General features: G+C 43.2%; 7 protein-coding genes and 1 riboswitch. Of the genes, 5 read left to right on the forward strand and 2 right to left on the reverse strand.

Annotated features, from left to right (window positions below; genetic code table 11):
- Positions 1-3: 3 nt before the first annotated feature.
- Entirely contained in the window at positions 4-1,317 is a 1,314-nt protein-coding gene (locus VIN08_RS21845) for a PorP/SprF family type IX secretion system membrane protein (protein ID WP_331969780.1), read from the reverse strand.
- A 240-nt stretch (positions 1,318-1,557) separates the two neighbouring features.
- Between VIN08_RS21845 and VIN08_RS21850 the strand changes: the two genes are divergently transcribed.
- Positions 1,558-2,361, forward strand: coding sequence for an outer membrane beta-barrel protein (locus VIN08_RS21850; protein WP_331969783.1), 804 nt, complete (start codon positions 1,558-1,560; stop codon positions 2,359-2,361).
- Between the two features lie 20 nt (positions 2,362-2,381).
- Here VIN08_RS21850 and VIN08_RS21855 read toward each other — a convergent pair whose 3' ends face one another.
- Positions 2,382-3,278 carry a phosphatase gene (locus tag VIN08_RS21855; RefSeq protein ID WP_331969786.1) on the reverse strand — a complete coding sequence of 299 codons (897 nt, stop codon included), beginning with the start codon at positions 3,276-3,278 and terminating at the stop codon, positions 2,382-2,384.
- A gap of 182 nt (positions 3,279-3,460) precedes the next feature.
- On the opposite strand from VIN08_RS21855, the gene VIN08_RS21860 reads away from it, so the two are divergent.
- From VIN08_RS21860 to VIN08_RS21875, 4 genes are all read left to right on the forward strand, one after another.
- Complete coding sequence (locus VIN08_RS21860) at positions 3,461-3,997, forward strand: hypothetical protein (RefSeq protein ID WP_331969789.1); 537 nt, start codon at positions 3,461-3,463, stop codon at positions 3,995-3,997.
- Complete coding sequence (locus tag VIN08_RS21865; RefSeq protein ID WP_331969792.1) at positions 3,984-4,733, forward strand: hypothetical protein; 750 nt, start codon at positions 3,984-3,986, stop codon at positions 4,731-4,733. Before VIN08_RS21860 ends, VIN08_RS21865 begins: the two co-directional genes overlap by 14 nt.
- Complete coding sequence (locus VIN08_RS21870; RefSeq protein WP_331969794.1) at positions 4,730-5,410, forward strand: hypothetical protein; 681 nt, start codon at positions 4,730-4,732, stop codon at positions 5,408-5,410. Before VIN08_RS21865 ends, VIN08_RS21870 begins: the two co-directional genes overlap by 4 nt.
- 40 nt (positions 5,411-5,450) lie before the next feature.
- Positions 5,451-5,568, forward strand: a riboswitch (SAM riboswitch).
- A gap of 51 nt (positions 5,569-5,619) precedes the next feature.
- The coding region (locus tag VIN08_RS21875; protein ID WP_331969797.1) for a homocysteine S-methyltransferase family protein at positions 5,620-6,387 on the forward strand (768 nt) is incomplete at its 3' end.

The raw sequence follows: 6,387 nt of genomic DNA on the forward strand, positions 1-6,387 counted from the left end.
CTACTACTTCTGGGTCGTTACAACTAACAGACGTGCTGTCTTCAGTTTTGTATAAGCTTTCAGGTTGCGAATCTCTTCATGCGCTTCCGAAGCCTTCGCGGTTTCGAGCACATGCACGTAATACTTTTTATCCTGCGGGTTGTAGAATATATCAGCGTTAAATTTATCACCCACCAGTTTTCGTTTGGCCGCATCTGCCTTGTTAAAGTCAGGGAATACATTGATTACCACAAAGTAACGTTTCTTGTTCTCATCGGTCTTGTTAATGTTATCCGGATCTTCCGTTCCTTCCTGGAAGCGGGCAGTATGTTTCTCGTTCGGAGAACGCGTAAGCGTAGAGCGCAGTACAGGAGCAGCCCGCTTGAATTTTTTGGCGCTGCCCAATCTAACACCTAATATAACTTCATGGGTGCCTTGTGAGAAACCACTTTCGGGTTGTCCGCCAGGCTCGTATGAATAACCGAGTATAAAACGGTTTACTTTTAAGCCCAGGTTTGCCGTGTAGCCATAGGGTAGTCTGTAGGATGCACCCAGCCAAAAATTTTCAGAAAGATTAAGCTTGCCTAAAAGCTCAAACTGACTCGTGCCGAACTTGGAGTATTTGTAATTGAAGTAGAACTCCAGCGGAGCGATAGTCTCTTTCGATTTTACTTTTCGTTTTACGCCACCTTTGGTTTTACTTACAATCTTGCTTTCCACTCTGCGCTTATAGTAAATAGTAACAAACACATTGTCGGTTGGCGATACTGTTGTAACATTAAAGCTCGCATCGCTATTGAACTTCGAAGGAAAAAGCTGTGGCAGCGAGAAGCCTATATTTATACCCGAACCCGAGCGATAAAGCATACCAAAGCTCGATACAGGCTGCATGTTGTTGGCAGCGTATGTAGCAATAGCCGGGTCGTTGGGATCAGTTATTTTATTAACATCGATCGTGTTACTAATAGCACCTCCTGATAGTCCAAACATCAGCCAGTTTTTCTGGCCAACGGGCATGGCATACGCATAAGAAAGAGAAAAGTCGGTTGTATTAAGAAGCCCGCGTTTGTATGATGAAATTTTTCCACCAACGCCTGCGCGACTTTCATTGATCATGGTATTGAATGTGAGTGTGGAAAGTTGTGGAGCTCCTTCAATTCCCATCCACTGCTGACGGTGCAACGCGTAAATATAGGTATAGTCTGTTAGTGCTTCAGCAGGATTATATAGGTATGGATTAACGAAGAAGTTATTATAAACGGGATAGTTCTGTGCAGATACACTATATCCACACAGTATGCATAGAAGGCTGATAAGTAAGTTAAAAAAATATCGCATCCGCGTCCATTAATATGGGCTATTGCTTAAAAGTCACTCTTGAGGTTTAAAGGCAAATGCATACTTATACCTCTTGTGAACCAACGTAAGAGTGAATTGTATCAGTTTAAAAAGTCAGTTTACAGTAAAACTCACGAATATACAGTGTTTTTTTGTTTTAATGGAATGCTTCATCGCTTAACTTGAGTGAAAACCTGTATTTTTGAGGCATTTAAAGAATTGACCCTAAACAAAAATTTAGTGAAAGCACGCATTACCAGTGTTCTTATTCTTATTTTTTTAACTTATTGTTCATATTCGCAGGTGTTGGTAGGCCCTGTTGCAGGTGTTAATTACTCTTGGACTTCCTTCGGTGATAAGGATTTGAAAAGTAAATATCATGTTACACCTGTTTTTGGATATCATGTTGGCGGCCACCTTGCCTTCAAAGTGCGCAAGAGATTTTTTTTGCACTCGTCTCTCATCTATTCTACAAAAGGTAAAAACATGACTGGTGACGAAGGTGGGCTTGTTCTAAAGCTGAAGTACAAATACATTGAACTCCCTTTAGTATATACCGCCTATTTTAAAGGCACTATTGGTACAAAACAATTCAAATATTCATTGGGTATAGGTCCAAACGTAAGCTATTGGCTTGGTGGCAAAGGCACCTTTGAGAATAATGATACAGAAGAATTTCATAATGGAAACTCTTCTGTTATACCGGTAAAAATCAAGTTTGGAAAAGATCCAGCTGATGCCCAGGAAAATGAAATGGTTGTGCAACGCCCGAATCGTGTTCAGCTTGGATTGAATTTTACAGCCGGATTTTTATTCGAGCCCGCCCGCTATCGCGAGATGATCGTTACACTTCGTTATGAATTAGGACATACATACCTGAGCAGTCAGAGTAATGGCGTGTTCAGTCCTACATTTCCTTCGTATAGCGAAACACAAAAAATTCGTAACCAGGGATTTCGTGTTTCGATTGCTTACCTGATCGATCTGAAAGTCGAAGAGCGCAAGCGTGGTAAGAGTACGATCGACCGCAGAAAACCACGCTGATTTTTTGTTGATCTATAGCTTTACAGATCAAGCTTTTGCTGCAATATACTTTGCTCGTACAGGTGCAGCATGATACCATCTTTCAATCCTACTTCGGGCACCAGTATAGATGCTGCGTGTGCCCACTCCATTACCTTCAGGTATATCTGGCTGGCCGGTATAATTACATCGGCACGGTCGGGGTTCATTTGTAGTTTGTAGATACGCTCTTCAATGGTATAGCTTTCTACCATATCGCGAATCTGTTTTACTTTTTTTACCGACATGGTGCTGCCGGGTTTTAACTTGGCGAGCTCAAATATTTTACTGATGTTACCGCCTGTACCAACCGCGGTAACTTTACCATATTCCTTTTTTACATACTCCTTGATCCAGCGCTCCATGTCTTCCCACATCACCGGAGAATCAATCTGTTCCAGTACGCGCACTGATCCTATCTTGAACGAACGTGTCTTTATTTTTTTTCCACCGGCATAGAGATTCAACTCGGTGCTACCGCCACCCACATCAATGTGCAGATACGTTTGGTCAGCGAGGTATGAACTGATCGCGCGGTTGATCAACTCCGCTTCGCGATTGCCATCGATAATGTTGATCGTAATTCCTAATTCTTCTTTTACTGCGTTGGCTAATTCAGTTCCGTTATCAGACTCGCGCATAGCTGAAGTTGCACAGAACATATAGTCATCCACCTCATATAGTTCCAGCAATAATTTATAGGCCTTCATCAGCTTCTTGAATTTGGCCATGCTCTTTTCGCTGATACGATTGGTGGTAAAAACATCATGTCCCAGGCGCAAAGGGAAACGAACGTATTCCAACTTTTTGAATACAGGGTGTGTCTTATTATTGGTCAACACGGTAGAGACCTGGAAGCGTATAGCGTTAGAACCGATGTCGATAGCAGCTAATTTCATTGCGTAATTCGAATAGATGTTTTGGTGATTACAGGCAGCGGGTCCGTTGAGAGGAGAAAGAGATCATTGAAACCGGAAGGGTAGTGGTTCATGGCGGAGGTACAATTTGGTGATGCAAAGATCATCAAATGATTTGTTTCGAAAGCAATTCGCAAAGTTAAATTTCAATAAACGTTTGTGATATGAAAAAACACTACACTTTCAGCGTTGCACTCTTCCTGCTAATGTCATTGATACTGGGAGGGTGTTGGCTTGACTACGATGATAATTATACCTATACCGGATATCGCCCGGTATATGGGAGTCAGGATCGACAGGAGATCCGGATGACCAGTGCACGAACTATAGAAAGCCCCGGAAAGATTTATGTATACGGAAATTTCCTGTTGGTAAACGAAGCCCAGGAAGGTATACATGTATTCGATAACAGCAATCCGGAGTCGCCCCGGGCAATCGGGTTTATACAGATGTTGGGAAATACCGATATGGCTATCCGCAATGATGTGCTATATGCCGACCACATGGGCAATCTCGTTGCCCTGGAGATAAACGATTTTGAAACACTCACACAGAAAGGAAGCTTGTCGCTGGCGAATTGGAACCTGGGTATACCGCCTCCTGCAGGATATTATTTTGAATGTGTAGATCCTGCCAAAGGTCTTGTTGTGCGCTGGGAAGAAATCAAAACAAAAAGAACCGACTGCTATGCGAATTTCTAATCTATACTTCTTTATACTGCTGTGCCTGGCGGTTGCCTGCGAAACAGATTCAGCATCCAACGCAGAGGCTACCGGAAAAGGTGGCTCTGTGACGCGCTTCGCCATCAGCAATGGTTATCTATACCTGGCGGATCAATCGTCCATTAATGTATTTGATATTCGTAATCAGGCATTTCAAAAGATCAACACCATTGCGATAGGCTTTGGTCTTGAAACGATCTTTGCCCGCGGTGAATATTTATACCTGGGCGCTACTGATGCCATGTATATCTATAGCATTGCCGAGCCAACAACACCTTCCTTTATTTTTCGATATGCACATATTGTATCGTGCGATCCGGTAGTAGTGCAGGGCAATCGTGCCTATGTAACACTGAGCAGCGGCAGTCGATGCAATCGCGGTACAAATGCATTGGAGATCATCGATATTACGAATCCTTATGACCCCGTGCTGATAGAAAATTACCCGATGCAATCTCCTCAGGGATTAGGCGTAGATGGCAATTTACTTTTCCTCTGCGAAGGTGAATATGGATTGAAAGTATTCAATATCAGCAATGAATCATCTATTCAACTTGTAAAGAAAATAGATTCGATGCATGCGTATGATGTTATACCCGACAATGGCATTCTGTTACTGACGGGCGATGATGGTGTATTTCAATATCGTTATAATCAGCAGGCGGGAGATCTCCAGCTTCTAAGCAAGATCCCGGTTAACCGTGAAGGTATATGAGAGCATTGCTGGTAAGTCTTTTCGTTTTGATGACTATATATTCGTATGCACAGGATTCGCTGGAGTATAGATCGTATGTTCCGAATCATGCTGTGAAATTTAGTCCGTTCCATCTGATCAACTTCTATCCGACACTGGAGCTGTCGTATGAAAAAAGAATATACCGCTGGATAACACTTCAGGGAGAGTATGGTTATGTGATCGACTATGGAGATCGAACAGACGCATCGTACCGGAACAAGCGAGGCTCCAAATTTAAACTGGAAGTACGAAAGTATTTTGCACCGGTAACGTATCGAAATCTTATTTTCTATGGTGCCCTGGAAGGGTATATGAATGCTATACGTTTTGATGAGCGCTATACTACACAAGAGTGTTTTGGTGAAGACTGCGATCACGTCTATATCCGCGACCGGTACTATACCACGCAGTATCATGAGCAGGGCTTTGGTTTCAAGTTTGGTCTGGTAAAATATTTCCTTTCCAACTTCTTTATGGATGTAAACTCCGGCTGGTGTATACGCTTTGTTGATTACGACAAAATGCGCCCCGACAATATACAGATCTTCAACAGCGGAGTGGAAGAGGAGGGTTGGGGCATCGATATCCCGAACGAACACGACAGAGTAGTGCCATCACCTGTTCTTGGTATCCGGATCGGGTATCGTTTCAGGTAACTTGTTTTGTAGTTTCCTTCCGATTCATTTTATTTGTGCTTGCTTATCCAGAAAGACTGAGGGACAGGGCCCTGTGACGTCTTAGCATCCTATTCCGAGAGGAATGTTGTGCTAAATCCCTTTCGTTACCTCGCATGATGTAATGAAAAAGATAAGTAAACCCACCTTGCAGGGCTCTCTGGATAGCGAATACAAAAACGGAGGGCTTTATGAAAATCGAAGACATTTTGAAAGAACGTATCCTGGTGATCGATGGCGCTATGGGTACTATGATCCAGCGATATAAACTGGAAGAGGCAGACTTTCGTGGCGAGCGCTTTAAAGATCATACGTTCCCGTTGAAAGGCAACAACGATGTTCTCTCTATTACACGTCCGGATATAATAAAAGAAATACACCGCCAGTATCTGGAGGCCGGTGCCGATATACTGGAGACCAACACCTTTAGCGGAACAACCATTGCACAGGCAGACTATCACCTGGAAGATGCTGTATACGATTTGAACTATTACTCAGCTAAGATCGCCAAAGAAGTAGCAGACGAGTATACCAAAAAAGATCCGAGCAAGCCGCGCTTTGTTGCCGGTGCTATGGGACCAACCAATAAAACGGCATCGCTTTCTCCCGATGTAAATAACCCCGGCTATCGCGCCATTACGTTTGATGAATTGGCTATAGCCTTTAAAGAACAAGCAAAAGGATTGATTGATGGTGGTGCCGATCTTCTGTTGTTAGAAACGATCATCGATACCCTCAACGTGAAAGCTGCGCTCTTCGCGATACAGGAGTTGTTCGATGAGATCGGAAAAACATTACCGGTGATGGTATCAGGTACTATTACCGATGCCAGCGGAAGAACATTATCCGGACAAACTACCGAAGCATTTCTGGTTTCCGTATCGCATGTACCGTTGCTGAGTATAGGATTGAACTGTGCATTGGGAGCAAGTCAGTTGCGTCCATACCTGCAAGTGTTA

Source organism: Ohtaekwangia sp. (assembly GCF_036568665.1).
Lineage (GTDB): Bacteria > Bacteroidota > Bacteroidia > Cytophagales > Cyclobacteriaceae > Ohtaekwangia.

Bases quoted from the DNA above. Each gene is read 5' to 3' on its own strand.
- VIN08_RS21845 (WP_331969780.1), bottom strand. From the start codon at position 1,317: ATGCGATATTTTTTTAACTTACTTATCAGCCTTCTATGCATACTGTGT.
- VIN08_RS21855 (WP_331969786.1), bottom strand. From the start codon at position 3,278: ATGAAATTAGCTGCTATCGACATCGGTTCTAACGCTATACGCTTCCAG.
- VIN08_RS21860 (WP_331969789.1), top strand. From the start codon at position 3,461: ATGAAAAAACACTACACTTTCAGCGTTGCACTCTTCCTGCTAATGTCA.
- VIN08_RS21865 (WP_331969792.1), top strand. From the start codon at position 3,984: ATGCGAATTTCTAATCTATACTTCTTTATACTGCTGTGCCTGGCGGTT.
- VIN08_RS21870 (WP_331969794.1), top strand. From the start codon at position 4,730: ATGAGAGCATTGCTGGTAAGTCTTTTCGTTTTGATGACTATATATTCG.